Origin of the sequence: Methylobacterium currus (assembly GCF_003058325.1) — a bacterium.
Taxonomy (GTDB): domain Bacteria; phylum Pseudomonadota; class Alphaproteobacteria; order Rhizobiales; family Beijerinckiaceae; genus Methylobacterium; species Methylobacterium currus.
In genome coordinates this window covers 724,942-750,471 of the sequence record NZ_CP028843.1, presented here as the reverse complement: position 1 = coordinate 750,471, position 25,530 = coordinate 724,942, and the positions used below count along the sequence as shown (strand labels likewise).

Here is a 25,530-nt window from a genome sequence, read left to right as displayed (position 1 = left end):
CAGGGGGTGCCCGAGGCCTGCCGCGCGGTCAAGCACGGCTTGACCGGCGCCGACCGGGGCGCCCAGCATGGCGGCTCCGTCTCCACTGGAGCTCCCGCATGGCCACGCTTCTCCTGCGCAACGCCGACCGCGTCGTCACCATGGACGCGGCACGGCGCGAGATCGCGGGCGGCTTCGCGCTGATCGAGGGTAACCGGATCGTCGCGGTGGGCGGCCCCGAGGCGGTGCCCGAGACCGCCGACACGGTGATCGATCTCGCCGGCCACGTCCTGCTGCCCGGCCTCGTCAACACGCATCACCACATGTACCAGTCGCTCACCCGCGCCGTGCCGGGGGCGCAGGACGCGGACCTGTTCGGCTGGCTCAAGGCGCTCTATCCGATCTGGGCCCGGCTCACGCCCGAGATGGTGCGGGTGTCGACGCAAGTCGCGATGGCCGAGCTGATGCTGTCGGGCTGCACCACCTCGAGCGACCACCTCTACCTCTATCCGAATGGCTGCCGCCTCGACGACAGCATCGAGGCGGCCGACGCGATCGGCCTGCGCTTCCACGCGGCCCGCGGGGCGATGAGCCTGGGCGAAAGCGCCGGCGGCCTGCCGCCCGACGCGCTGGTTGAGGACGAGGCCGCGATCCTCGCCGACACGCGCCGCCTGATCGAGACCTGGCACGATCCCGCGCCGTTCGCGATGCGCCGGATCGTGGTGGCGCCGTGCTCACCCTTCTCGGTCAGCCCCGGGCTGATGCGGGATTCGGCCGTCCTGGCGCGGGCCTACGGCGTCTCGCTCCACACCCACCTGGCCGAGAACCAGGACGACGTCGCCTATAGCCGCGCGCGCTTCGGCATGACGCCCGCCGAATACGCCGCCGATCTCGGATGGGTCGGGCCGGACGTCTGGCACGCCCACTGCGTCAAGCTCGACGAGGACGGGATCCGGCTGTTTGCCCGCACCGGCACCGGGGTCGCGCATTGCCCGTGCTCGAACATGCGGCTCGCCTCCGGCATCGCCCCGGTGCCGCGGATGCGCTGCGAGGGTGTCGCCGTCGGCCTCGGCGTCGACGGCTCGGCCTCGAACGATGCCGGCCACCTTTTGGGCGAGGCGCGCCAGGCGATGCTGCTGGCCCGCGTCGGCTTCGGACCCGCCGCGATGACGGCCCGCGAGGCCCTGGAAATCGCGACGATCGGCGGGGCGCGGGTGCTCGGGCGCGACGATATCGGGGCGCTGACCGTCGGCATGGCCGCCGATTGCGTCGCCTTCGACCTGCGGGCGCTCTCTACCGCGGGCGCCCTGCACGATCCGGTCGCCGCCCTGGTGTTCTGCGCGCCGCCGAGCGTGGGCTTAAGCGTGATCAACGGGCGGATCGTGGTGCGGGACAGGGAGTTGCTCACGCTGGACACGGGCGTGTTGGCGGAGCGGCACAACGTGCTCAGCCGGCGATTGGTGGACGGAGAGTAGCCTCCGTGGTCAGATTCCCGCCAACGCCCAGTCGACCGCCGCCTCGGCATGCAGCGCCGTGGTGTCGAAGAGCGGCACCGGGCTGTCCTCCGGCCGCACCAGCAGCATGATCTCCGTGCAGCCGAGGATGATCCCCTGTGCTCCCCGCTCGACCAGCCGGGCGATGATCGCCCGGTAGGCCGCGCGCGAGGCCGGCAGCGCTCGGCCCTGGACCAGCTCCTCGTAGATCACCCGGTGGACCACGGCCCGGTCGTCCGCGTCCGGCACCAGGACGCCGAGGCCGTGGCGCGATGCGAGCCGGCCCTTGTAGAACTCCTGCTCCATCGTGAAAGCGGTGCCGAGGAGGCCGATCCGGGACAGGCCGGCGGCGCGGATCCGCTCGGCGGTCGGGTCGGCGATATGCAGGAGCGGCAGGCCGATCGCCGCCTGCACCTGATCGGCCATGCGGTGCATGGTGTTGGTGCAGATCAGCACACAATCGGCGCCGCCTCGCTCCAGGCGCCGCGCGGCGTCGATCAGCTCGTCCGCCGCCTCGTCCCAGCGCCCCGCATGCTGCAAGGCCTCGATCTCGCCGAAGTCGAACGACCACAGCAGGCAGCGCGCCGAGCGCAGGCCCCCGAGGCGGGCGCGAACCGTCTCGTTGATGATGCGGTAATATTCGGCCGAGCTCTCCCAGCTCATTCCGCCGATCAGGCCGATGACTTTCTGCTGCACATCCGTCCTCCTTTCGACGGCGATGCGCCGGGGGTGACCTGCCGCCGGCCATCCGGCGGCAGGTGCGCCCGCCTACTTCGCCAGGGCCGCCAGGATCCGCGCCCAGGAGCGGGTGCCCTTGTGGAAGCTCTGGAGGTCGTACTTCTCGTTCGGCGAGTGCACCCGGTCGTCGTCGAGGCCGAAGCCGACGAGCAGGGTGTCGAGGCCGAGGGTGCGCTTGAAGTCGCCGACGATCGGGATCGAGCCGCCCGACCCGATCGTCACCGGGGCCTTGCCCCATTCCTCGGCGAGCGCGCCCTTGGCGGCCTCGAGCGCCGGCATGCCGTGGGGAAGGGCCAGCGCCCGCGAGCCCTTGTGGGTGACGATCTCGACCGAGCAATCGGCCGGGATGCGGGCCTCGACGAAGGCGCGGAAGTTGCGGTCGAGCGCCTCCGGGTCCTGGTCGCCGACGAGGCGGAACGAGATCTTGGCGCTCGCCTTCGAGGCGATCACCGTCTTGGTGCCCTCCCCCGTATAGCCGCCGATGATGCCGTTGGCGTCGCAGGTCGGGCGGGACTGGATCTGCTCGATCAGCATCCGGTCGCGCTCGCCCGCCGGCTTGTTCAGGCCGACGGTGCCGAGGAAGCTCTCGGGGGTCAGGTCGAGGCCCCGCCACTGCTCCAGCACCTCCGGCGGCGTCTCGTGCACGCCGTCATAGAAGCCCGGCACGGTCACCCGGCCCTCCCCGTCGTGCAGGTCGGCGATGATGCGCGAGAGCACCCGGATCGGGTTGGCGGCCGCACCCCCGAACAGGCCGGAATGCAGGTCGCGGTCGGCGCAGGTGACGGTGACCTCGAAATAGGCCAGGCCGCGCAGGGACGAGGTGATGGCCGGGGTGTCGCGGTCCCACATCCCGGTGTCGCAGACCAGCGCCACGTCGGCCTTCAGCTCGTCGCGGTTCGCCGCGACCCATTCGGGCAGGAACTTCGAGCCGTCCTCTTCCGCGCCCTCGATCAGGAGGGTGACGCCGACCGGCAATTCGCCGTCGATCGCCTTGAAGGCCCGGCAGGCCTCGACGAAGGTCATCACCTGTCCCTTGTCGTCGCAGGCGCCGCGCGCGCTGATGACCTTGCGGCCATCCGCCAGCGTCGCCATGCGCGGCTCGAAGGGCGGCGTCTCCCACTCGTTCAGGGGATCGACCGGCTGCACGTCGTAGTGGCCGTAGAACAGGACGTGCGGAGCGCCGGGCTTGGCGTAATGGGCGAGCACCACCGGGTGGCCGCCGGTCTCGCGCAAGGAGACCTCGAAGCCCATGGCGGCGAGATCGCCCTTCAGCCATTCCGCCGCCTTCCGGCACTCCGCCGCATAGGCCGGGTCGGTCGAGATCGACGGGATGCGCAGGAAGGCGAACAGCCGCTCCAGGGAATTGTCGAGGTCGCGGTCGATGTCGTTGAGGATCCGGTCAAGCGCGGCCATGCGGTGTCTCCGGTCTGGCCGGGCCCCCGTCGGCCCGGCACTCACCGCGCCATCACTAGCCCAGCGGCGGCGCGGCCAGAAGCCGTGAGGCACGGGCGGCGGGCCGCCCCGGGCGCATGGCCGGTGGAGAGGGGCGCGAGCGCTTGCGGGGCGCCCTCATACCGTCGCGCTTTCGCATCGACACGTCGATGCGAAAGCGTCCGGCGCATCGGCGCCGGCGCCCGTTCGGGCTTAGCCAGCGCCTTCGAACGAGCCCGTTCGAAGGCGCGGCGGCATCACTCCTCCCCCTCGACCAGCGACCATTCCCTGACCCGCGCCAGGTGGTCGTAGTCGGAATACGCCTTGGCGTATTTCGGGTAGGGCCGGGACAGGTAGGCGGCCTCGCCGGCCATGAACGCGCCGACGAGCCGGCGCAGGCCCGCGACATGGGCCTCGACCAGCTCGGGAAGCGTCCGCCCATCCCCCCGCGGCGCCTTGAGCGGCGCAGGATCGAGCGGCGTCTTGCCGCCGCCGGCGCGGATGTAGAGGAGGTCGGGCGTCTCACGCGCGGGGTCGAGGTCCCGGAAGGCGCCGGCCTGGAGCATCGCGGCCTCCAGGGTCAGCTGGGGCGAGAAGCCGGCGAAGACCTCGCGGGCGCTCGGCGGCTGGCCGGTCTTGAAGTCGATGATGGTATGGCCGCCGTCGCGGCGGGTCTCGATCCGGTCGGCCCGGGCGCGCAGCGTCAGGACGTGCCCGCCCGGGACGGCGAGCGTCCAGCGGCCGCCGGCCTCCGCCTGCACGCGGCGGATCCCGGGGCGGCGCTCGGCCTCCCAGGCGAGGAACGCCTCGGCCAGCCGCACGAAGCGGGGCCACCATTCGGCGTAGAGCTCCGGATAGGCGTCCGAGATCGGCGCGAAGGCGTTGGCGGCGAGCGCGTAGAGGACCTGCTCGGCCTCGTCGAGGGCGGGCAGCGCGTCCGGAAACCGCTCGGCGAAGCCGCCCAGAACGCTGTGCACGATGGTGCCGCGGTCGCTGGCGCTCGGCTGCACCGCCACCGGCTCCAGGGCGTCGAGGCCGAGCACGTGGCGGGCGAAGATCCCGTAGGGATCGCGCACCAGGGTCTCGATCTCGGTGACGCTGAGCGAGCGCGGGAAGAGGGCCGGGTCGGGCCTGGGCGCCGGGCGGCGCAGGCGTGGCGGCAGCGGGCCCGTGCCCGCATCGATCGAAGCGGCGAGCGCCCGGAAACGCTGACCGCCCTTCACCAGGCCGGCCCACAATGCCTCGCCCGCGAAGGCGCGCAGGCGTTGCAGGAAGCGCGACGGCACGGTCGGCGCGCCCTCGCGCTTATGCGCCCGGGTGATGACGGCGTCCGGGCAGCCCAGCGCCTGGACGAAGTCGTGCGCGGTCTGGCCGAGGCGCTTCTCCGGCGACGGCAGGCCGACGCGGTGGCGCATCGGCCGGTTGAGGAAGGCGTCGGTCTCGGCCTTCGGCGGCCAGACGCCCTCGTCGAGGCCGCCGAGCACCACGCGGTCGACGGAGAGGAGCCGCGCCTCCAGGAGACCGAGGATGCGCAGCCGCGGATGCGGGCTGGCCTTGCGCCGCGCCACCACCCGCTCGCGGGCGAGCGCGGTGAAGAAGGACGGATAATCCGAGAAGCGGCCGGCGAGCAGGCCGGGCTCGGCCAGCTCCATGTCGTCGAACAGGGCGTCGAGCACCCCCACCGAGGTGTCGACCTCGTCCTCGTCCGCCTCGGGCTCCTCCGTCTCGGGCCCCGCCATGAGGAGGTCGCAGGTGGCGCGGTGGGCCCTGGCGATGACGATCAGGTCGCCGGGAGCGTCGTCCTCGTCGGCGAAGAAATCCTGGAAGGCGACCGAGAGGCGCAGCAGCAGCGCGTCGGCGGCGTCCCAGTCCTCGGGCGTGAGGCGCCGGCGCGGACGGGGATCGTGCGGCCGCTCCTCGGTCCGGGCGAGCCGCAAAGCCTCCGCGATGCCGGCGAAGCCCTTGGCCGGGGCGGGACCGCGCAGGCACCCGATCTCCAGGGCGCTCGCCGCCCGCTCGATCTCGGCCCGGGTCAGGCCGAGGCGCACCAGCGGATGGGCGAGGAGCGCCAGCACCCGCTCGGGCTTGGCGTCGAGCGCCGCGACGTCGGCGGCGAGCCGGGCGAGGCGCCCGGCCGGGCTGCGCGCCAGCGGCTCGCCCGCCGAGTCGTCGGCGACGATGCCCCAGCGCTTCAGCTCGGCCGCGACCCGGAGCGCCAGGGCGCGGTCCGGCGTGATGAGGGCCGCATTGCGGCCGGGCTGCTCCAGCGTCTCGCGCAAGGCCACCGCGATGGCGAGCGCCTCCTCGCGCTCGTCGGCGGCCTCGACCACCCGGATCCCGGCGGCGCCCTCGCGGGCGAGTTTTTCGCGATAGTCCGGATCGAGATCGGCCCAGGCGTCGGTGGTCTCGGCGGGGCGCAAGGCTTGCGACAGGAGCCCGGCCCGGGCCCTGGCGGCCGGCGTCGGGGTGCCGAGGGGGATCACCGCCGCCCGGTCGAGGGAAAGGCCGCTCTTGCCGACGAGGTGGTGCAGCACCGCCTGCGGATGGGCATGGGCCGCCGCCTCCCCGTCGCCGGCCGGGTCGATGGCGCTCCAGCCGGCGGCATCGAGGTCGCGGTCGAGGCCCGGCAGCACCACGGCGCCGCGGGGCAGGCCGGCGATCGCCGCGATGAGCCGGGCGGTGGCCGGCACCGAGCCGGTCGAGCCGGCGACGATCACGGGATCGGCCGGACGCTCGCGGGTGAGGCGCGCGGCCTCCGCCAGCACCAGGGCCTGGCCGCGCGCGACCGGGTCGCTGACCCCGCGATCGGCCAGGATCCGGGGCCAGAACTCGGCGGCGATGCGCACGAAATCGAGGGTGAGGGAGAAATAGCGCGAATGCTCGGCCTCGACGGCGCCGGCGAGGTCGTTCCAGGGCAGGCCCTCGACGGTCAGCGCATCCATCAGCCCTTCGAGGTCGGCGGCGAGGCCGACCGCATCGGCGGGCGAGGACGGCACCCGGAACGGCACCTCGTCACCCAACGGCAGGAGCTGGCGGTCGACGGTGCCGGCCCAGGCCTGGACGAGGCGGGCCAGGATCAGCCGGCGCTCCAGCGGCGGGATCGGCGGCCGCAGCACCTCCTCGCGGCGCTCGCCCGGAGGGGCGGCGAGCAGGTCGAGCTCGGCCTCGTCGGCCTCGCCGAGGGGGACCATGCGCGGCAGGAGCGCCGCCGGTCCGCATTCCTTCGCCAGGATGGCGGCCAGCGCCCGGGCGGCGCGGCGGGTCGGCAGGTAGAGGGTGACGGCGGCGAGACCGAACGGCCCGCCGGCCAGATCCCCGACGAGGCGGCCGGAGAGCAGCGCCTCGGCCAGGGTGTCGAGGAAGCGTGAGCCCGGCGCGATGGTGAAGACGTGACCCTCGCTCACCGGACGGCCCCGCGCAGGAGGTAGCGCACGGTCTTCGCGCCGCCATGAATCTGGGCGGTGCCGACCTCCTCGAAGCCGAGGGCGGCGTGGAAGGCGTCCGAGCCCGGGTTCGGCGGCACGCGGTTGACCTCGCAGGCGACGCGGTCGTGGCCGGCGGCGGCGGCGCGGGCGAACAGGTCCCCGTAGAGCGCCCGGGCGAGCCCGCGGCCGCGCTGCGCCGGCGCGGTGACGATCCGGTCGACATAGACGAAGCGCGGATAGCGGGCCTGGAACCAGCGGAAGTTCGGGCTGGCGTAACGGGCGTCCTGGTCGAGGGCGATCAGGAAGGCGGCGAGGCCCTCGGGGGTGGTGATGGTCGTCGCGAGGAAGGCTTGGTCGGCAAGGGCGCGGAGGGCCGCTTCGTCGAGGTGGGAGGTCTCGGCGACGTGGGCGGCGTTGAGGGACAGGACCGCGGGGAGGTCGTCGAGCGGGCCGATCGAGAAGCCGGGGGTCATGCGAGGTCCGTGTGATCTATTCGATGGGGCGGCGGGATCTGCGTTCTCCCATGCGGACACCCGCATTCGCACCTCGCCGGACGAAGCGCGAGTTTCTCCTCTCCCCGCGAGAAGTCGGGCTTGCCCGACGTCGTCCGTCGCTTGCAGATCCCAGGCAAGCCCGGGATCTGTCGGGGGGAGGAGAAGTCCCGCGCCCTATTCTTTACCGGACCGAGTTCGGCGAACCCCGCCTCACGGCTGCGTCGCGCTCGCGCGCACCCGCTCCTCGGCCTCGCGCAGGGCCTCGGGGGTGCCGACATGGAGCCATTGCCCATCGAGGCGAAGCCCGAACAGGCGCTCGGCCGCGATGGCGCGGTCGAACAGCAGGTTCAGGGAGAACGATCCCTCCGGCGTGTCGGCGAACAGCTCGGGCTTCACGATCGCGACGCCCGCATAGACGAAGGGCGAGACCTCGCGCTCGGCCCGGCGGGTCAGGCGCCCCTCCTTGTCCATGTTGAAGTCGCCCGGGCCGTCATAGCCGAGGCTGGTGGCGGCGGAGGCCAGCAGCAGCAGCATGTCCATGCGCTCCGGATCCCAGGCGGCGACGAGCCGGCGGAGATTCGGCTGCGGCCCTTCGAGCCAGAACGAATCGGAGTTCAGTACCATGAAAGGCGCCGACCCCAGGTGATCGAGCGCCTTCTTCACCCCGCCGCCGGTCTCGAGCAGCGTGCCGCGCTCGTCCGAGATGGTGATGCGCGGGGCAGCGCGGCGGCGCACCAGGTGCGCCTCCATCAGGTCGGCGAGGTAATGCACGTTGACCACCGCCTCCGGGATGCCGGCCTCGGCGATCCGGTCGAGGGCGTAGTCGACCAGCGACTTGCCGGCGACCTCGACCAGAGGCTTCGGGGTGGTGGCGGTGATCGGGCGCATGCGCTTGCCGAGGCCCGCGGCCAGCACGAAGGCGCGCGTCACGGCGGTGCTTGGGAAATCGGTCATCGCGGGCGGGGTTTCGTCAAGGTTCGGGGCAGAGGCGCGGCAGGTGCGCGGCATACCAGGCCCGCACGCCGGCGAGCGCCGGGTGGGCGAGGTTGCGGGCAAGGTAGCCCTCGATGCGCGGCAGGTGGGCGAGATAGCCCGGCTTGCCGTCGCGCCGGTCGAGGCGGGCGAAGATGCCGAGGATCTTGGTCGCGCGCTGGGCTCCCAGCACCGCGTAGGCGCGGGCGAAGCCCTGCATGTCGAACTCGGCGTCGCGCATCTTGCGCTCGCGGGCGTAGAGGCCGAGCAGGCGAAGCTCGAACTCGGCGCTGGCATCGACCCGGGCATCCTGGAGCAGCGAGGCGACGTCGTAGGCCGGGTGGCCGAGCACCGCATCCTGGAAGTCGATCAGGCCGATGCGCTCGATCCCGTCGCGCTCGGGCAGCCAGATCAGGTTGGGCGAGTGGTAGTCGCGCAGGGTCCAGGTCCGCTCTTCGGCCTCGAGGCCTTCCAGCGCCTCGCTCCAGGCGGCGACGAAGGACGCCTTCGCGCCCGGCGCCAACGGGGTGTTGGCCACGTAGGGCGCGTACCATTCGGGCAGGAGCTCGGCCTCGAACAGCAGGGCCTCGCGGTCATAAGGCGGCAAAACGTGGTCGCGGCCCTCGGCCACCGGCAGCACCCCGGGCAGGGCCGTGCCGTGCAGGCGCGCCAGCACCTTAACGGCCTCGGCGTAGCGCTCGGGACGCGGGCCGTTCTGGTCGGCCACCGGCTCGGTGCCGAGGTCTTCGAGGATGAGGAGCCCCGCCTCCAGGTCCTCGCCCAGGATCTTCGGGGCACTGAGCCCCAGGGCCCGCAGGCCACGATCCATCGCCACGAAGGCGTGCACGCTCTCGGCGAGGTGGACGATGGCGCTGTAGGGCTTGCCGTCCCGCACCGGCGGCCCGTCGGCCTTGGGCGGCGAGACCATCAGCACGGCCTTGGCTCCGTCCGGATTGGTCAGGCGCTCGTAGGACCGGCTCGACGCGTCGCCCTGCATGTGGGTCCGCTCGGCCTCGCCCCAGCCGGAGCGGTCGAGCAGCACGCGCAGGGCCCGCGCCCGCATCAGCCGGCCGCCGAGGCCGCCGCCGCCGATCAGGCGGGCGAGACGGGCGTCGTCGCCGAATTCGGGCTTCAGGGCGAGGTCGATGGCGAGGGTCGGGCCGTGGCGCGGCGGCAGCCGGTCGGGCCACTCGACCAGCGCGATCGCCCGCTCGGTCATCTCGTCGAAGCCGAGCTCGATCAGCTCGTCGGGCCCGCGCAGCCGGTAGAGGTCGGCATGGACCACCGCCTGCCCGGTGCGGCCCTCGTAGGGCTGGACGAGCGTGAAGGTCGGGCTCGGGACTTCGAGGTCCGGATCGCCGACGATCTCGCGGATGATCGCCCGGGCCAGCGTCGTCTTGCCGCCGCCGAGCCCGCCGGAAAGCGCCACCAGGTCGCCCGGCCGCAGGATCTCGGCGAGGAAGCGGCCGAGATCCTCGGTCGCGCTCTCGTCCGGCAGCACGATCTCCCAGGGTGTGCGCTCGGCCATGCCCTCCTGGTCCACTCCGCCATCCTCGCTCACGGGCCCATCAGGGGCGTCGAGCCCCGTCATAGCCCATGAACCTTAATCCTTCCCGGCCGTCCTCGGGCTCGTGCGACACCATGCCCGGACCGACCGGCCGGAGACGATACGCCCAAGTCGGCCGGTCGCAAGCCGGCCGGAGACAACGCGCCCAAGGTGCCGGAATTTCCCGACCCCGTCACCCGCCGGCACGAAACGCTGTCCCACGGCGGCCGCCCTGCCGGCTACTCGGCCGCCGCCAGATGGGCCTCGCCGTCGCCGACCGGGAAGGTGCAGGTGACCCTCGTGCCGGCGCCGGGGGAGGATGCGATGTCGATGCGCCCGCCATGCAGCTCGACGAAGGAACGCACGATCGACAGGCCCAGGCCCACCCCCCGGTGGCGGGTGCCGAGCGTGTGGCTCTCGAAGCGCTCGAACACCCGCTCCATCACCTCGGGCGGCATGCCGCGGCCCTGGTCGATCACCTCGAGCACCAGGCTCTCACCGTCCTTGCGGGCGCAGACCCTCACCTGCTGGCCCGGCGCCGAGAAGCCGACCGCGTTGGAGAGCAGGTTGAACAGGATCTGGCGGACGCGCTTGCCGTCGGCGACGAAGCTGCCGATGTCCGGTGGCACGTCGAGGACGAGGGCGATGTCGGCCTCCGCCAGCCGGTCGCCGATGCCGCGCACCGCCGCCGCGATGGTGGTCTGCACGTCGACCCGCTCGCGCGTCAGCTCCATCGAGCCGGCATCGATCGAGGCAAGGTCGAGGATGTCGTTGATGATGACGAGGAGCGCAGCCGAGGAGCGCATGATGTGGTCGGCATATTCGCGCTGGCGCGGGTTGAGGGCGCCGACGGTCTCGTCGCCGAGAAGCTCGGTGAAGCCGATGATGTTGGTGAGCGGCGAGCGCAGCTCGTAGGAGACGTGGTGCACGAACTCGTCGCGCAGGCGGGTGGTGCGCTCCAGCGCCTCGTTCTTGTCGGTGAGCGCCCGCTCGACATTGACGCTCGCCGTCACGTCGATGTGGGTCAGCAGCGTCGCACCGTCCGGCAGTGGCTCGGCGGCGCAGTCGAGCATGGTGCCGTCGGCGAGCGCCAGCCGGCAGGCGAGGCCGTGGCGGGCGTCCACCAGGCCGGTCACCGCCTCGCGGATCTGCGTCCACGGCTCCTCGGCCGGGCTCAGGGTGCGGCAGACCGCGATCACCTGGTCGATATGGGGCTGGACCTCCAGCATCTCGGGGCCGATGCGCCAGACCTGGGCGAAGGCCCGGTTGGCGAATTTCAGCCGCCCGTCGGTGCCGAACACCGCCACCGGCTCGCGCAGGGTGTCGAGCGTCTCGCTCTGCACCTGCATCAGCACGTTGTAGCGCGATTCGAGGTGGACCCGCTCGGACACGTCCTCGAACAGGTAGGTCAGCCCCCCTTGCGGGTTCGGGTCGGCGAGGACGCGCAGGGTGCGCCCGTCCGGCAGGTGCCACCAGGTCTCCTGCGCCTCCGCCGCCCGGTAGGCGGCGAGCACACCGGCCTTCCAGCTGCGGAAATCCGCCTGCTCGGGCAATTTACGGGCGTTGCGCAGGGTGTCGAGGATCTCGCCGTCGAGGGGCCGCCCCTCCAGGAAGGCGGGATCGAGGTCCCAGAGCTGGCGGTAGGCGGCATTGTGGAAGATCAGCTGCTGGCGCGCGTCGAACATCGCGACGGCGGTGGGCAGCTGGTCGAGCGTGCGGACATTGGCGTCCATCTGGCGCTGCAGGTCGGCGCGCACGCTCTCGAGCTCCGAGACGTCGACCGCGATGCCGACGGTGCCGGCCTCGGTCGGGACCTCGGTGACGTCGAGGGTGCGGCGCGCGCCCGCCACGACGGCGGAGACCCGCAAGGGACCGGTCCCGCCCCGGGAGCGGCGGCGCTCGGCCTCCTCGCGGGCGGTGCGCTCGAGGAGTTCCGCCCCCTCGCGCACCGCGCGGGCGCTGTCGCCCGCCTCCGCGGCGGCGACGTAGGCGGCGTTGGCCCAGGCCAGGCGCCCGTCGCGGCCACGGCGCCAGACCGGCTGCGGGATCGCGTCGAGGAGGCCGGACAGGGCCGAGAGGCCGTGACGAGCCTCCTCCAGGGTGGCGCGCAGCTCGACCAGTTCCTGGCGCTCGCCGGTCAGCTCGCGCAGGCGCAGGAGCGCCTGCCCCCCCACCGCCTGGCCTTGCGCCTCGATGGTGCGGCCCTGGGGCGTGTGGACGGTGCGGCGGAAGCGCTCGCCGCGCCCGCGCAAGGACTCGACGGCAGCGTCGAGGGCGGCGGCGTCGGCGGGCATGAGCCAGGCCCCGAAGGCGAGCACCCGCCGGACCGAGCCCGGCCGGGAGCCCTCCGCGGTGATGCCGACATCGCCCTCGACCCGCGGCTCGCCGCGGGCATCCCAGGTCACGACGACCTGCGGCTCGGAGCCGAGCAGCAGGTCGGCCCGGTCGTGGGCGCCGCGCAGCTCGGCGAGCTCAGCCGTCAGGGTGTGCTCGCGCCGGGCCCAGCGGGCGCGCTCGCGCAGGTAGATCAGCGACAGGATCGTGGCGAAGATCGTCAGGCCGATCAGCACCGCGAAGCCGACGGCATTGTGCGCGTGCAGCCCCGGGGCGGTCTCCGCAGCCTGGGCGGCGGCCGCGAGGCCCAGTGCACCGCCCAATACGCCGGCGCCCGCGCGGCCGCCGAGCCGTCGCGGCGTACGTCCAACCCCCATGATCCGTCCGTCTCCACGCGAACCGGCCTGCCGGCCCTCGACCGGACCGGCACGCCTCACGACCTGAACGCTACGCCTCGAATGACCGCCGGGAGCCGCCCGCGACCGCGGCGCGGTTCCCCTCCCCAGAGATTCGGGCTGAGTTTAGCGCGGCGCGGATTCGCGCCGGAAGGGGTGAATTGGGGGGAGGCCGTCGTCGCCCGCTCGGAGCATCGTCAAGAGCACAGAAATGCCACACCTGAGGCAGAACAAAGACGGAACATTAGTTCCTGACCCGATCGTGCAACCGCGGCAGGCGATCGTACACGCACACGAAAAAGCCCGGCCTTTCGGCCGGGCTCCCTTCGATCACTATGTGATCGCTGCGTCGATCAGTAACGGTAGTGGTCGGGCTTGAACGGGCCGGCCTGGCTGACGCCGATATAGGCGGCCTGGTCCTCGCGCAGCTTGGTCAGCTTGACGCCGATCTTCTCGAGATGCAGCGCCGCGACCTTCTCGTCGAGGGCCTTGGGCAAGGTATAGACCTTCTTCTCGTACTTGCCCGGGTTGGTCCAGAGCTCGATCTGGGCGAGCGTCTGGTTGGTGAAGGACGCCGACATCACGAAGGACGGGTGGCCCATGGCGTTGCCGAGGTTCACCAGGCGGCCCTCCGACAGGAGGATGATGCGGTGGCCGTCGGCGAACTCGATCTCGTCCACCTGCGGCTTGATGTTCTGCCACTTCAGGTTCTTGAGACCCGCGACCTGGATCTCGTTGTCGAAGTGGCCGATGTTGCAGACGATGGCCCGGTCCTTCATCGCCCGCATGTGGTCGAGGGTGATGACGTCCTTGTTGCCGGTCGCGGTCACGAAGATGTCGGCGCGGGGCGCGGCGTCTTCCATGGTGGTGACCTCGTAGCCCTCCATCGCGGCCTGGAGCGCGCAGATCGGGTCGACCTCCGAGACCATGACGCGGCAGCCGGCGTTGCGGAGCGAGGCGGCCGAGCCCTTGCCGACATCGCCGAAGCCCGCGACCATCGCGACCTTGCCGGCCATCATCACGTCGGTGCCGCGGCGGATGCCGTCGACCAGCGACTCGCGGCAGCCATAGAGGTTGTCGAACTTCGACTTGGTAACCGCGTCGTTGACGTTGATCGCCGGGAAGAGGAGCTTGCCCTCCTTGGCGAGCAGGTACAGGCGGTGCACGCCGGTAGTGGTCTCCTCCGAGACGCCCTTGATCGACTCGGCGAGACCCGCGAACCAGCCCTTCGGCTTCTCGGCCAGCATGCGCTTGAGGAGCGCGAAGAAGATCTCCTCCTCCTCGGAGCCCGGCTTGTCGAGGAAGGCGGTGTCGCCCTGCTCGGCGCGCAGGCCCAGATGCACGAACATCGTGGCATCGCCGCCGTCATCGAGGATCATGTTCGGCATGCCGCCGTCATGCCACTCGAACAGCTTGGCGGTGTAGTCCCAGTAATCCTTCAGGGTCTCGCCCTTGATGGCGAAGACCGGGATGCCGGCGGCGGCGATGGCGGCGGCAGCGTGGTCCTGGGTCGAGTAGATGTTGCACGACACCCAGCGGATATCGGCGCCGAGAGCCTTCAGGGTCTCGATCAGCACCGCGGTCTGGATCGTCATGTGCAGCGAGCCGGCGATCTTGGCGCCCTTCAGCGGCTGGCTCGCGGCGTATTCCTGGCGCACGGCCATCAGGCCGGGCATCTCGGTCTCGGCGATCGCGATCTCCTTGCGGCCGAAATCGGCCAGCGCGATGTCCTTGACGATGTAATCCGTATTGCTCGGCATGGTCGGGCTCCCCGTATCGGCCGGTTCGGCTGCGCCTATAGCAGCCCCCCGGCGGGGAGGCAATCAAGATATAAAGATGTCTTTATGCGACCGCTTCGAAGGTGGGCGGGGCACCGTACCGGCCGCGCTTGCGCGCGACTTGCAGCCGCGTTTGCACGCGACTTGCAGAGGTCAGGCGCGTCACGCGGCCGGACGGGCCGCGCCAGCCGGGGTTCTTCTCATGCGTCACGCCTCCCTCTCGCGCCGCCAGCTGCTCGCCGGCGCCTCGGCCCTCGCGGCCCTCGGGCCGACGGGGGCCGTCTTGGCGCAAGGGACTCTTGCCGAAAGGACGGCGTCCGGCAGCCTGACCTACGGCATCTCGCTGTTCGACCTGCCGCTCACCACCGGCCAGCCGGACCGCGGGGCGGGCGGCTACCAGTTCACCGGGCTCACCCTCTACGATCCTCTGGTCGCCTGGGAACTCGACGTCGCCGACCGGCCGGGCAAGCTGGTGCCGGGCCTCGCCACCTCCTGGGAGAGCGACGCCGCGGATCGGCGCAACTGGGTCTTCCGCCTGCGCGAGGGCGTCACGTTCCACGACGGGTCGGCGTTCGATGCCGACGCGGTGATCTGGAACTTCGACAAGGTGCTCGACGCCAAGGCCCCGCATTACGACCAGCGCCAGGCCTCGCAGGTGCGCCCGCGCCTGCCCTCGGTGGCCTCCTACAGGAAGCTCGACGCCAAGACGGTGCAGGTCACCACCAAGGCGGTCGACGCGCTGTTTCCCTACCAGATGCTGTGGTTCCTGATCTCGTCGCCGGCGCAATACGAGGCGGTGGGTCGCGACTGGACCAAGTTCGCCTTCCAGCCCTCCGGCACCGGGCCCTATCGGCTGGCCGCCCTGGTGCCGCGGGTGCGCCTGGAGCTGGTGCCGAATCCGACCTACTGGAACCCCAAGCGCATGCCGCGGCTCGCGAAGCTGACGCTCGCCTGCATGCCGGAGGATCTGTCGCGGGCGAATGCCCTCCTCTCGGGCAATGCCGACCTGATCGAGCTGCCCGCCCCCGACGCGGTGCCGCGCCTCAAGGGCGCCGGCATGCGGGTGACCGGCAACGACACGCCGCATGTCTGGAACTACCACCTGTCGATGCTGGAGGGCAGCCCGTGGCGCGACCTGCGCCTGCGCAAGGCCGCCAACCTCGCCATCGACCGCGAGGGCGTCGCGGCGCTGATGGGCGGCCTGGCGACCCCGGCTCTGGGTCAGGTGCAGCCGTCGAGCCCGTGGTTCGGCAAGCCGGGATTCCAGATCAAGTATGACGTCGATGCGGCGCGCAAGCTGATGAAGGAGGCGGGCTACTCGGTCCAGAACCCGCTGCGCACCAAGTTCATCGTCCCGACCGGCGGCTCGGGGCAGATGCTGTCGCTGCCGATCAACGAGTTCGTGCAGCAGAGCTGGGCCGAGATCGGCATCGCGCTCGAGTTCCAGGCGGTCGAGCTGGAGGTCGCCTACACCGCCTGGCGCCAGGGCGCCGCCGACCCGTCGATGAAGGGCATCACCGGCAGCAACATCGCCTACGTCACCTCGGATCCGCTCTACGCCATCCTGCGCTTCTACGATTCGAAGCAGGTCGCGCCGACCGGCGTGAACTGGAGCCACTACCGCAACCCGGAGGTCGACCGGCTCTGCGACGCGGTGCGGGCGAGCTTCGACCCGGCCGAGCAGGACAAGATGCTGGCGCGCATCCACGAGATCGTGGTGGACGACGCGGTGCAGGTCTGGGTCGTGCACGACACCAACCCGCACGCGCTCTCGGCCAAGGTGAAGGGCTACACCCAGGCGCAGCACTGGTTCCAGGATTTGACGACGCTGGGGTGAGAACGCCTCGTCGTGTGTGAACATGTATGCCCTGTTCATACGCCTTCGGAGCGTACGGGTCTCCCCATGGCGCACATCGAGCGCCTGACGGTCGTCTTTCCCGAGCCGATGGCGGCGCAGATCCGCGCCGCCGTCGAAGCGGGAGACTATGCGTCAACGAGCGAGGCGGTGCGCGACGCCGTGCGCCTGTGGTCGGACCGGCGGCAGATGCGCCCACGACCTTGAGCGGTTGCAGCAAGCCCGGGATGAAGGCAAGGCCAGCGGATCCGCCGGCGAGGTCAATTTCAAAGCTTTGAGGCAGGATGCGCGCAACCGTCTCGCTGCATTGCGCAACGATCGTGACGTTTAGAATTTCGTGGTCGAGATTGGCTCGTGACGCTCTTCTCGATATCTATCTAATTATCGGCCTACACAGTCCGGTCGCGGCCGAGTGCATCTACGATCGCGTCGAACATCGAGCCGAGAAGCTGCGAGAACATCCGAGGATGGGGCCGCGACGCCCTGATATTCGACCCGGAGCGCATGTCCTTGTGGAACCGCCCTATATCGTCCGCTATGAGATCACGCCTGATACCGCAGCGCTTTCGAACGGACTCGTTCGAAGGCGCTGGCTAAGCCCGAATGGGCGCCGGCGCTGATGCGCCGGACGCTTTCGCATCGACGTGTCGATGCGAAAGCGCGATGGTATGAGACGGACGACGAACTCGTCGAAACCGTCGCGTCGTCGCTGTTCTCGACGGCCGCAGGGACTTGAGCCTGGGGATCTGAAGAGTCCTAGCCAAATACCCGCGCCACGTCCCCCTCCCCCATCACCCGGTACTGCCCAGGCTCCAGGTCGGCCGGCAGGTCGAGCGCCCCGACCCGATCCCGATGAAGCGCCGCAACGTGGTTGCCGACCGCCGCGAACATCCGCCGGACCTGATGGTAGCGGCCCTCCGTCAGGGTCACGGCGGCACTCGTCGGACCGTGCACCTCCAGGGTCACCGGCAGCAGCGGCTTCTCCTCGCCCTCCAGCATCAGGGTGCCGGAGGCGAAGATCGCCCCCTCGTCGCCGCGCAAGGGGCGATCCAGCGTCACCTGATAGCGCTTCGACACGCTGGCCTTCGGCGAGATGATCCGGTGTAGCAGCGCACCGTCGTCGGTGAGGAGGAGGAGACCGGACGTCTCCTTGTCGAGGCGGCCGACGGTGGAGAGCGGCGGCTCGCGGCGGCGCCAGCGCGGCGGCAGCAGGCCGTAGACCAGCGGGCCGGCCTCCTTGTGCGAGCAGGTGACGCCGAGCGGCTTGTGCAGCATCAGCGCCATTCCGGGGAGCGGGTCGAGGGATTTGCCGCTGACGGTGAGGCGGGACGACAGGTCCGGGTCGAGGGCGATGCGCTGGTCGGCGTCGCGCAAGGGGGACCCGTCGAGGACGATCGTGCCGGCGCGGGCCAGCATCTGGATCTCGCGGCGCGAGCCGTAGCCGAGATTGGCGAGCAGTCGGTCGAGCCGGACCGACGCCACCTTCGCCTTGCTGCTCATCGTCGAGCGCTCATTTGCGCGCCTCGTGGATCTTGTAACCCTGCGCGGCGGCCCGTTGCGTCACCTCGCGAAACACCTCCGCCAGGGTCGCCTCGTAGGGCAGATGGGTGTTGGCGGTGAGCCAGAGCGTGCCGCCCGGCCGCAGAGCCGCCGCGGCCCGGCGGATGAAGGCCTGGCCGAGCGCCCGGTCCTCGGCGCCGCCCTCGTGGAAGGGCGGGTTCATCACCACGAAGTCGAGGCGCTCCGGCACGGCATCGACCGCCCGGGCATCCGCCCAGCGAAGCGTGACGCGGGGATCCTCGACGTTGCGCCGCGCCGCCGCGACGGCCCGGCGGTCGTTGTCGACGAGCGCGAGGCCCGTCACCTTGGTAGAAGCCAGAACCGCCCGGGCGAGGACGCCGAGGCCGCAGCCGAGATCGGCGCCGCGCCCGGAGAGCGCCGGCAGATGCGCGATCAGCAGGGCGGTGCCGGGATCGATCCGGTTCCAGGAGAAGATGCCCGCCTGCGTCCACAGGCCGAGTTCGGAGAGGTGCTGCGGCGCGCCCTCGGCGATGGACGCGTCGAGCCCGGCCGGTTCGTCCGGCCGCACGGTGCGGACGATGCGGTGGTGGCTTTTGGCGGTCTCGTCGAGGCGGCAGCCGAAGCCGGAGAGCTCGCGAGAGAGCCGCGAGCCGCCGCGGTCCTTCGGCGCGAGCACGGTGAGGGGCGCACCGGGCGCGAGCGCCCGCAGGGCCAGCGCCAGGGTGTAGCGGCGCTCCAGGGTGCCGGGCGGGGCCAGCACGGTGGCCCCCGCCAATACGCCGGGGGGAAGCTCCTCCAGGGCGGCGGCGCCCGGCACGAGGGGCGAGAGCTGCACGGCGCCGTCGGGCACCTCGACGAGGTCGGCGGGCGGATGGCCGTAGACGCCCGGCCGGGCGAGAGCGAGGTCGGTCACGATCAGCCGCGGGGGAATTCCAGGCCCATCTCGCGGTAGCGCTCCGGATCGTCGGCCCAGTTCTCCCGCACCTTCACGAACAGGAACAGGTGGACCTTGGCCTCGGCCGCCTCGGCGATGTCGATCCGCGCGGCTTGGCCGATGGCCTTGATGGTCTGGCCACCCTTGCCGAGCACGATCTTCCGCTGGCTCTCGCGCTCGACGAAGATGGTCTGCTCGATCCGCACCGAGCCGTCGGGCCGGACCTGCCACTGGTCGGTCTCGACGGTCGAGGAATAGGGCAGCTCCTCGTGCAGCCGGTCGTAGATCTTCTCGCGCGTGATCTCGGCAGCGAGCATCCGCAGGGGCGCGTCGGAGACCTGATCCTCGGGATAGAGCCAGGGGCTCACGGGCATCCGGGTCGCGAGTTCGCGGCGCAGGTCGTCGACGCCGTCGCCGGTCAGCGCCGAGATCATGAAGATGCGCTCGAATTGCACCCGCTCGTTGAGCGAGGCGGCGAGCGCCAGCAGGCGCTCGCGGGCGATCACGTCGATCTTGTTGAGCACCAGGTATTTCGGGCGCTTCAGCTCCGGCATCCGGTTGAGGATCGCGTCGACCTCCTCGTCCACGCCTTTCCGGGCGTCGATCAGGAGGCAGACCGCGTCCGCATCCGCCGCGCCGCTCCAGGCGGAGGTCACCATCGCCCGGTCGAGGCGCCGCTTGGGCGCGAAGATGCCGGGAGTGTCGACGAGGACGATCTGCGCCGCCCCCTCCATGGCGATCCCGCGCACCAGCGCCCGGGTGGTCTGCACCTTGCGCGAGACGATCGACACCTTGGTGCCGACGAGGCTGTTGAGCAGGGTCGACTTGCCGGCATTCGGCACGCCGATCAGGGCGACGAAGCCTGCCCGGGTCTCCTGGTGGGGCTCCTGCTGGGTCGCCTGCGGTGGGCCGGACTCTTCGGGGCCGGTGTCGTCGGTTCTGGCGGTGGTCTCGTCGGTCATTCTGCCTGCTCCCCGGGCTCGTCCCCGGTCCACAGCCCCTCGCGCACCAGGAGCGCACGCGCGGCCGTCTGCTCGGCCAGGCGCTTCGAGCCGCCGATGCCGATGCCGGGCGCGACGCCGGTGACCCGGGCCTCGATACGAAATTGCGGGGCGTGGTCGGGCCCGGCCCGCTCCACCACCTCGTAGACCGGCGTCGGCCAGCCTTGCGCCTGCGCCCATTCCTGCAACGCGGATTTCGGGTCGCGGCTGCGCGTCCCTTCCGTCTGGCGGTCGGCCTCGAAGGCGCGGTCGATCACCACCTTGGCGGCGCCGTAGCCGGCATCGAGGAAGATCGCGCCCAGGATCGCCTCGCAGACATCGGCGAGGATCGCCGAGTTGCGGCGCCCGCCGCCATGCACCTCGCCGCCGCCGAGATTCAGGTGCGGGCCGACCTCCCAGGCATTGGCCACCATGGCGCAGCTCTCGCGCCGCACCAGGCTCGACAGCCGCCGCGACAGGTCGCCCTCGTCGGCGCCCGGCAGGGCATTGTAGAGCCCGTCGGCCACGGCGAGGCCGAGCACCCGGTCGCCGAGGAATTCGAGGCGCTGGTAGCTGCCCCGGCCGTTGGTGGCGCTGACATGGGTCAGCGCCCGCACCAGGAGGTCGCGGTCGGCGAAGCGGTGGCCGATCCGCTCCTCCAGCACCGAGAGGTCGGGCCGGCGCCGCATCCCGCGCTTGCGCCGCGGCGGGGCCTCACCCGGTGCGGGGGCCGGCGGGTCGGCCTGCGGCGTGGCGGCGTCGGCGTCGCTCAACTCGTTCAAGCTCCCGTCAGTGGATCGGCTTGAACAGCCGGTTCCAGCGCACCGTCCACGGCCAGTTCCAGATCTGCCAGGCGGCGGCGCCCTCGTCGATCGAGAAGAAGATCACCTCGGCCCTGCCGATCAGGTTCTCGTACGGCACGTAGCCGACATTGCCGAGGTCGCGCGAATCGGTGGAGTTGTCGCGGTTGTCGCCCATCATGAAGAAGTGGTTCGGCGGCACGGTGTAGACCTGGGTGTTGTCCCACAGGCCGCGGTCGCCGTCGCGCTCGATGATCTCGTGGGTGACGCCGCTGGGCAGGGTCTCGCGGTATTGCGGCACCAGGGTCGGCTGGCCGAAGGCGTCGGTGGTCGAGTAATCGGCGATGCGCTCGCGCTTCACCGGCCGGCCGTTGATGTTGAGCACGCCCTCGATCACCTGGATCCGGTCGCCCGGCAGGCCGATCACTCGCTTGATGTAGTCGGTGGCGTTGTCCTTCGGCAGCTTGAACACCACGATGTCGCCTTGCTTGGGCGACGCACCCCAGATCCGGCCCTTGGCCTCGAACGGCAGGTACTCGCTCAGCGGCAGCGAGTACTTCGAATAGCCGAGCGAGTACTTCGAGACGAAGAGGTAGTCACCGATCAACAGGGTCGGGATCAGCGAGCCGGACGGGATGTTGAACGGCTGGAACAGCAGGGTGCGGACCACGACGGCGATCAGGAGCGCCTGGACGCCGACCTTGACGGTTTCCTTGATCGAGTCCCACAGGCCGGCGTCCTTGCCGCGTTTCAGGTCCTGGTCCGTGCGTGCGCGATCCATACTCGTTCTCTCCGGCGGTCCGTGCAGATGTCGCCTGGGCACCCGCCGAGGGCACGCGGCCGGCTTTATGCGCGGTGCGGGGGGTCTAGACCAACGCTTGCCCGCCCGCAACGCGGCGGCGCAGCCAGGGGCGAATCACCCCTTCGCGAATCACCGCTCCGGCAACGCCTCGATGATGACGAAGGCCTGGGCGAGCGGCGGATCGTCGGTCAGCGTCACGTGCAGAACCGGGCGGTGGCCAGGCGGGATCAGGGCGGCGAGGCGCTCGGCCGCGCCATTGGTCAGGTGCAGGGTCGGCCGGCCGCCGGGCAGGTTCACCACCTCCATGTCGCGCCAGAACACGCCGTGGCTCATGCCGGTGCCGAGCGCCTTGGAACAGGCCTCCTTGGCGGCGAAGCGCCGCGCATAGGATGGGGCGCGGGCGGCGCGCCGGTCGCTGCGGGCGCGCTCGCCCTCGGTGAACACCCGGTGGGTGAAGCGGTCGCCGAAGCGCTCGAGCGAGCGCTCGATGCGGCGGATGTCGCAGAGATCGGAGCCGATGCCGACGATCATGCGCGGGTCCCGTCCTGGGCTTGCCGGCGGCCGGCCTCCATCGCGGCCCGCATCGCCCGGATCGCCGCGGGCAACCCGTCGAAGATCGCCTCTGCCATCAGGGCATGGCCGATATTCAGCTCGCGCAGCTGCGGCAGGGCCGCCACCGGGCCGACGCTGTCGACCGTGAGGCCGTGGCCGGCATGGATCTCGAGCCCGAGGGCGTGGCCATGCTCGGCCGCGCGGGAGAGCCGCGCCAGCTCGGACCGGACCTTGGCCGCATCGCCCGCGATCACGGCCTCGCAATAGGTGCCGGTGTGCAGCTCGACCACCGGCGCGCCCAGCGCCCGCGCGGCCTCCATCACATGCACCTCCGGCTCGACGAACAGCGAGACCCGCACCCCGGCCTCGCCGAGCCGCCCGATCACGGGCGCCAGGTGCTCGCGGCCGCCGACGATGTCGAGCCCGCCCTCGGTGGTGCGCTCCTCGCGCTTCTCCGGCACCAGGCAGGCGGCGTGGGGCGTCAGGCGGAGCGCGATGCCCAGCATCTCCTCGGTCGCCGCCATCTCGAAGTTCAGCGGCCGGTCGATCTCGCGCCGCAGCCGCTCGACATCGGCATCGCGGATGTGGCGGCGGTCCTCGCGCAGATGGGCGGTGATGCCGTCGGCCCCAGCCGCGACCGCCGCCTGCGCCGCGCGCACGGGGTCCGGCATCGTGCCGCCGCGGGCGTTGCGCAGGGTGGCGACATGATCGACGTTGACGCCGAGGCGGAGGGGTGAAGCGGACATTGACGGACTTCTCGGGGCGGGATTCTCGAACGGGGGCTCTCGAAGGAACGCCCGCGATGTAGCGTGGCCCCCCGGCCGCCGCCAGCCGCCCGTATGGCGGAACAACACTCCCCCGCGAAAGCGCGGGGCGGCGGGGCATCCGCCTGGACACCTCGCCCGCTGCGCCGCACTGTGCTCCGTACGCGGCGCGGGCCCGGAGGCCCGCCCGGCGTGGCGCATCCGCGCCGCGATAACCCGACGACCGATGCTCGGGCGGGCCGCCGCGCCTGCCCCGGAGGCCCACGATGTCTGCTCGACGGCTCGACCGCGGCGGTGACGCGCCCGCCCGGCTGCCCCTGCCGCTCCGCCCCCACAACTTCGCCGCGTTCCTCCGCCATCGGGGCGTCTCCCCGCCGGAACCCCCGGCCCCGGCCACGGTTGCCGGGAAGACGCGTCGCGTGACCCTGCGAGAGGCCGGTTTGCCAGGAATTGTGCCAGGCGCCCTGCGGACGATCCTGACGGCGCTCGCCGCGCTTTCCGCCGTGACGGCGGTGCAAGCGCAGCAGGGCTCGTCGCCTGCGGAGGCCCAGAAGCCACCGGCAGCGGCACCCGCCCCGACGGCGCCCTCGCCGGCCCCGTCGCCGGCTCCCGGCGCGCAAGCCCCCGCGGCCCCTCCCCCGGCAGCGCAGGCCCCGGTGAGCCAGCCTCCCGCGAACCCGGCCCCGGCAAACCCGGCTCCCGCCCCGGCCCCCGCCGCGCAGGCGCCGGCGACCCCGTCCGGCACGCCGGCCACGGTCCTCGACACCCAGGATTACGACGGCGTCCTCGGCAAGCCGGTGCGCAGCGCCGCCGGCGAGGATATGGGCCGGATCATCGACATCATCGTCGACAAGGACGGCCGGCCGCGGGCCGCGATCATCGATTTCGGCGGCTTCCTCGGCGTCGGCTCGCGCAAGATCGCGGTCGATTGGCGCGCCCTGCACTTCTCGGCCGACAACAAGCCGGGCCGCGCGGTGCTGCAGCTCAACCGGAACCAGGTGCGGGTCTCGCCCGAGTACAAGCCCGGCGACCCGATCGTGGTGCTGGGTCCGGCCGGCCCTGTGCCGGCGCCGGCCTCCGCGGCAGCGCCGGCACCCGCCGCCCCGGCTCCCGCGACGCCGCCGCCCAATGCGGCCGCCCCCGCCTCGCCCCCGGCCCCCGACGAGGCCGCGGCGCGCAACCCGCCGGACAAATGACGCGCCCGCGCCAGGCCCATCGCCGCCCCGTCGCCCACCGCGACCGGGAGGTCGCCCGCGCCGAGATGCGGCCGGACCCCCGGCCGGATGCGACCCGCGACCGTGATAGGGCCGGTGCGTCCCTGGGCCGGCGGCGGGAGAAGCCGGCGCCCTCGCTCACCAGCAGCCGCGGGCTCGACGCCTTTACGTTCTTCGTCGCCAACCTGCAGACGGGCTTCGGCCCGTTCGTGGCGGTCTACTTCACCTCGCAGAGCTGGACCCAGTCCGATATCGGGCTGGTCCTCACGATCGGCGGCCTGTTCAGCCTGTTCGGGCAGGTGCCGGGCGGCGCCTTCGTCGACTGGGTACGCTCGAAGCGCTTCGTCGCCGCCCTGTCGGTGGCGGTGATCGGCGCCTCCGCCGCCGGCCTCGCCCTGTTCCCGACCTTCCTGATCGTGGCGCTCTCCATGGCGGCGCACTCGATCGCGAGCTGCACGCTCACCCCCGCCATCGCGGCGATCAGCCTCGGCCTCGTGGGACATGCGGGCTTGGGCGAACGGCTCGGCCGCAACGCCCGCTTCTCCTCGATCGGCAACGCGCTCGCCGCCGCCGGCATGGGCGCCTGCGGCTACTACCTGTCGAGCGAGTCGGTGTTCTACGTCACCGCCGCCCTGGCGCTGCCGACGCTCGCCGCCCTGTGGTTCGTGCGTGCGAGCGAGATCGACCTGGTGCGCCCGCAGGCGCCCGAGGGCGGCGCGACGCCCGGCGGCTGGGAGAGCCTGAAGCTCGTCGTCACCAACCGGGCGCTTTTGTGCTTTGCCGCCTGCATCACCCTGTTCTTCGTCGCCAACGCGGCGATGCTGCCGCTGGTCGGCAGCGTGCTCACGGTGCGCACGAGCCAGACCGCCACCATCCTGATCGCCGCCTGCATCATGGCCCCGCAGCTGGTGATGGCGCTGATCGCGCCCGCGGTCGGCCGCGCCGCCCAGGCCTATGGCCGGCGCCCGCTCCTCATCCTCGGCTTCGCCGCCCTGCCGATCCGCGGCCTGCTCTTCGCCTACACGGACGCGCCCGAGCTGCTGGTGGCGGTGCAGGTGTTCGACGGGATCTCGGCCGCGGTGCTCGGCGTGATGGTGCCGCTCGTCGTGGCCGATTGCACCCGCGGCACCGGCCGCTTCAACATGGCGCTCGGCGCCGTCGGCACCGCCATGGGCCTGGGTGCGGCGGCCAGCACCACGCTCTCGGGGTACATGGCCGACCATTTCGGCTCCCACGCCGCCTTCCTGGGCCTCTCCGCGGTGGCGGCCCTGGCCCTCGTCCTGGTCCTGGCGATCATGCCGGAGACCCGGCGGCCGAAGGAGCCATGAGTCGGGTTGCGATGAGAGACGGGAAAGCGGTGTGCACCGCAGCGCCGCTCAACTCCCGTTCAGAAACGACGGATTAAACGAGGGGCAGCACCATTCGCCTGCAACATAAGGTGACGCTTGCGCGTTGCGAGAAGCGGGTGGGGCTTGCGGGAGAAAGCGGAGAGATTGCGGCGGGATTCTTGCATCCCGTTTCTC

Annotated in this window: 21 protein-coding genes; 6 read left to right on the top strand and 15 right to left on the bottom strand. The window is 71.7% G+C overall.

Going from position 1 to position 25,530, the window contains the following annotated elements; all coding sequences use genetic code 11:
- Positions 1-98 precede the first annotated feature (98 nt).
- A complete protein-coding gene (locus tag DA075_RS03435) occupies positions 99-1,454 on the top strand; it encodes an 8-oxoguanine deaminase (protein WP_099952017.1) in 1,356 nt (451 codons plus the stop codon).
- A gap of 9 nt (positions 1,455-1,463) precedes the next feature.
- On the opposite strand, the gene DA075_RS03430 is transcribed toward DA075_RS03435, so the two are convergent.
- The 8 genes from DA075_RS03430 to ahcY all read right to left on the bottom strand — a co-directional run bounded on the left by DA075_RS03430 (position 1,464) and on the right by ahcY (position 14,567).
- Positions 1,464-2,168 carry an aspartate/glutamate racemase family protein gene (locus tag DA075_RS03430; protein ID WP_269153898.1) on the bottom strand — a complete coding sequence of 235 codons (705 nt, stop codon included), beginning with the start codon at positions 2,166-2,168 and terminating at the stop codon, positions 1,464-1,466.
- A 72-nt stretch (positions 2,169-2,240) separates the two neighbouring features.
- Positions 2,241-3,623, bottom strand: a complete 1,383-nt coding sequence (locus DA075_RS03425; protein WP_099952016.1) for a M20/M25/M40 family metallo-hydrolase — start codon at positions 3,621-3,623, stop codon at positions 2,241-2,243.
- A 275-nt stretch (positions 3,624-3,898) separates the two neighbouring features.
- Positions 3,899-7,045, bottom strand: a complete 3,147-nt coding sequence (gene addB, locus DA075_RS03420; RefSeq protein WP_099952015.1) for a double-strand break repair protein AddB — start codon at positions 7,043-7,045, stop codon at positions 3,899-3,901.
- On the bottom strand, positions 7,042-7,539 hold the full coding sequence (locus DA075_RS03415; protein ID WP_099952014.1) for a GNAT family N-acetyltransferase: 498 nt from the start codon (positions 7,537-7,539) through the stop codon (positions 7,042-7,044). Before DA075_RS03415 ends, addB begins: the two co-directional genes overlap by 4 nt.
- 231 nt (positions 7,540-7,770) lie before the next feature.
- On the bottom strand, positions 7,771-8,514 hold the full coding sequence (locus DA075_RS03410) for a nucleotidyltransferase family protein (RefSeq protein WP_099952013.1): 744 nt from the start codon (positions 8,512-8,514) through the stop codon (positions 7,771-7,773).
- A 16-nt stretch (positions 8,515-8,530) separates the two neighbouring features.
- On the bottom strand, positions 8,531-10,060 hold the full coding sequence (tsaE, locus tag DA075_RS03405) for a tRNA (adenosine(37)-N6)-threonylcarbamoyltransferase complex ATPase subunit type 1 TsaE (protein ID WP_244936595.1): 1,530 nt from the start codon (positions 10,058-10,060) through the stop codon (positions 8,531-8,533).
- 257 nt (positions 10,061-10,317) lie between these two features.
- A complete protein-coding gene (locus tag DA075_RS03400; protein WP_099952011.1) occupies positions 10,318-12,789 on the bottom strand; it encodes a sensor histidine kinase in 2,472 nt (823 codons plus the stop codon).
- Between the two features lie 371 nt (positions 12,790-13,160).
- Positions 13,161-14,567, bottom strand: a complete 1,407-nt coding sequence (gene ahcY / locus DA075_RS03395; RefSeq protein WP_099952010.1) for an adenosylhomocysteinase — start codon at positions 14,565-14,567, stop codon at positions 13,161-13,163.
- A gap of 220 nt (positions 14,568-14,787) precedes the next feature.
- Here ahcY and DA075_RS03390 point away from each other — a divergent pair, with 220 nt between their 5' ends.
- The 3 genes from DA075_RS03390 to DA075_RS38485 all read left to right on the top strand — a co-directional run bounded on the left by DA075_RS03390 (position 14,788) and on the right by DA075_RS38485 (position 17,060).
- Entirely contained in the window at positions 14,788-16,422 is a 1,635-nt protein-coding gene (locus tag DA075_RS03390) for an ABC transporter substrate-binding protein (protein WP_099952009.1), read from the top strand.
- A 66-nt stretch (positions 16,423-16,488) separates the two neighbouring features.
- On the top strand, positions 16,489-16,647 hold the full coding sequence (locus tag DA075_RS37355; RefSeq protein WP_244936494.1) for a ribbon-helix-helix domain-containing protein: 159 nt from the start codon (positions 16,489-16,491) through the stop codon (positions 16,645-16,647).
- A 77-nt stretch (positions 16,648-16,724) separates the two neighbouring features.
- A complete protein-coding gene (locus DA075_RS38485) occupies positions 16,725-17,060 on the top strand; it encodes a type II toxin-antitoxin system RelE/ParE family toxin (protein ID WP_099952008.1) in 336 nt (111 codons plus the stop codon).
- 136 nt (positions 17,061-17,196) lie between these two features.
- On the opposite strand, the gene DA075_RS03375 is transcribed toward DA075_RS38485, so the two are convergent.
- The 7 genes from DA075_RS03375 to DA075_RS03345 form a co-directional block, all read right to left on the bottom strand.
- Entirely contained in the window at positions 17,197-17,940 is a 744-nt protein-coding gene (locus DA075_RS03375; protein ID WP_174800048.1) for a pseudouridine synthase, read from the bottom strand.
- Positions 17,941-17,950: 10 nt separating this feature from the next.
- Complete coding sequence (locus DA075_RS03370; RefSeq protein WP_099952007.1) at positions 17,951-18,874, bottom strand: class I SAM-dependent methyltransferase; 924 nt, start codon at positions 18,872-18,874, stop codon at positions 17,951-17,953.
- 2 nt (positions 18,875-18,876) lie between these two features.
- Positions 18,877-19,857, bottom strand: a complete 981-nt coding sequence (gene era, locus DA075_RS03365) for a GTPase Era (protein WP_099952006.1) — start codon at positions 19,855-19,857, stop codon at positions 18,877-18,879.
- Positions 19,854-20,564: a ribonuclease III gene (gene rnc / locus DA075_RS03360; protein WP_099956373.1), complete on the bottom strand. Its 711-nt coding sequence runs from the start codon at positions 20,562-20,564 to the stop codon at positions 19,854-19,856. The genes era and rnc overlap by 4 nt, the downstream gene beginning before the upstream one ends.
- Before the next feature lie 100 nt (positions 20,565-20,664).
- Positions 20,665-21,456 (bottom strand): signal peptidase I, encoded by a 792-nt coding sequence (gene lepB, locus DA075_RS03355; RefSeq protein ID WP_099952005.1) that lies wholly within the window; start codon positions 21,454-21,456, stop codon positions 20,665-20,667.
- A 150-nt stretch (positions 21,457-21,606) separates the two neighbouring features.
- Positions 21,607-22,008 (bottom strand): holo-ACP synthase, encoded by a 402-nt coding sequence (gene acpS / locus DA075_RS03350; RefSeq protein WP_099952004.1) that lies wholly within the window; start codon positions 22,006-22,008, stop codon positions 21,607-21,609.
- Entirely contained in the window at positions 22,005-22,775 is a 771-nt protein-coding gene (locus DA075_RS03345; RefSeq protein ID WP_099952003.1) for a pyridoxine 5'-phosphate synthase, read from the bottom strand. Before DA075_RS03345 ends, acpS begins: the two co-directional genes overlap by 4 nt.
- A gap of 674 nt (positions 22,776-23,449) precedes the next feature.
- Between DA075_RS03345 and DA075_RS03340 the strand changes: the two genes are divergently transcribed.
- Together DA075_RS03340 and DA075_RS03335 are read left to right on the top strand one after the other, a co-directional pair.
- On the top strand, positions 23,450-23,989 hold the full coding sequence (locus tag DA075_RS03340; protein ID WP_414468065.1) for a PRC-barrel domain-containing protein: 540 nt from the start codon (positions 23,450-23,452) through the stop codon (positions 23,987-23,989).
- Positions 23,986-25,335 (top strand): MFS transporter, encoded by a 1,350-nt coding sequence (locus tag DA075_RS03335; RefSeq protein WP_099952002.1) that lies wholly within the window; start codon positions 23,986-23,988, stop codon positions 25,333-25,335. The genes DA075_RS03340 and DA075_RS03335 overlap by 4 nt, the downstream gene beginning before the upstream one ends.
- The last annotated feature ends 195 nt before the right edge of the window (positions 25,336-25,530 follow it).

Coding starts and splice junctions, on each gene's coding strand:
- DA075_RS03435 (WP_099952017.1), top strand. CDS start 99: ATGGCCACGCTTCTCCTGCGCAACGCCGACCGCGTCGTCACCATGGAC.
- DA075_RS03425 (WP_099952016.1), bottom strand. CDS start 3,623: ATGGCCGCGCTTGACCGGATCCTCAACGACATCGACCGCGACCTCGAC.
- DA075_RS03415 (WP_099952014.1), bottom strand. CDS start 7,539: ATGACCCCCGGCTTCTCGATCGGCCCGCTCGACGACCTCCCCGCGGTC.
- DA075_RS03410 (WP_099952013.1), bottom strand. CDS start 8,514: ATGACCGATTTCCCAAGCACCGCCGTGACGCGCGCCTTCGTGCTGGCC.
- tsaE (WP_244936595.1), bottom strand. CDS start 10,060: ATGGCCGAGCGCACACCCTGGGAGATCGTGCTGCCGGACGAGAGCGCG.
- DA075_RS03400 (WP_099952011.1), bottom strand. CDS start 12,789: ATGGGGGTTGGACGTACGCCGCGACGGCTCGGCGGCCGCGCGGGCGCC.
- ahcY (WP_099952010.1), bottom strand. CDS start 14,567: ATGCCGAGCAATACGGATTACATCGTCAAGGACATCGCGCTGGCCGAT.
- DA075_RS03390 (WP_099952009.1), top strand. CDS start 14,788: ATGCGTCACGCCTCCCTCTCGCGCCGCCAGCTGCTCGCCGGCGCCTCG.
- DA075_RS37355 (WP_244936494.1), top strand. CDS start 16,489: ATGGCGCACATCGAGCGCCTGACGGTCGTCTTTCCCGAGCCGATGGCG.
- DA075_RS38485 (WP_099952008.1), top strand. CDS start 16,725: ATGCGCGCAACCGTCTCGCTGCATTGCGCAACGATCGTGACGTTTAGA.
- DA075_RS03375 (WP_174800048.1), bottom strand. CDS start 17,940: ATGAGCAGCAAGGCGAAGGTGGCGTCGGTCCGGCTCGACCGACTGCTC.
- era (WP_099952006.1), bottom strand. CDS start 19,857: ATGACCGACGAGACCACCGCCAGAACCGACGACACCGGCCCCGAAGAG.
- rnc (WP_099956373.1), bottom strand. CDS start 20,564: ATGCGGCGCCGGCCCGACCTCTCGGTGCTGGAGGAGCGGATCGGCCAC.
- lepB (WP_099952005.1), bottom strand. CDS start 21,456: ATGGATCGCGCACGCACGGACCAGGACCTGAAACGCGGCAAGGACGCC.
- acpS (WP_099952004.1), bottom strand. CDS start 22,008: ATGATCGTCGGCATCGGCTCCGATCTCTGCGACATCCGCCGCATCGAG.
- DA075_RS03345 (WP_099952003.1), bottom strand. CDS start 22,775: ATGTCCGCTTCACCCCTCCGCCTCGGCGTCAACGTCGATCATGTCGCC.
- DA075_RS03335 (WP_099952002.1), top strand. CDS start 23,986: ATGACGCGCCCGCGCCAGGCCCATCGCCGCCCCGTCGCCCACCGCGAC.